Genomic DNA, 255 nt, shown 5'->3' on the forward strand with positions numbered 1-255 from the left:
TGTCTTCTTTCGTTTGGTGCAATCGCGCAATGAGTTCCCGTTCCGTTTTCTTTCCGCCCCACTCATTTTCCGGTCGCTCGTCAAGCCGCCGGTTCAATGTGTTAAGGTCGACCTCGAGGACAAACACGCCGTCAAATAGATCTATGAATTTCGAAAAGTTCCTAGAACCACCGCAGAAAAATGTTACCGCCTCATCCTGGTTGGCGACCAAAACTTTTACTTTATCTACATGCCAAATGTGGTGCTCGTGCGTGA

At 48.2% G+C, this 255-nt stretch carries 1 pseudogene; it reads right to left on the reverse strand.

Features of this window, described 5'->3' with window-relative positions:
- A pseudogene (locus LRL21_RS45255) lies at window positions 1-255 on the reverse strand (nucleoside kinase); the annotation flags it as partial.

Source organism: Paenibacillus periandrae (assembly GCF_022458865.1).
Taxonomy (GTDB): Bacteria; Bacillota; Bacilli; order Paenibacillales; family NBRC-103111; genus Paenibacillus_S; species Paenibacillus_S periandrae.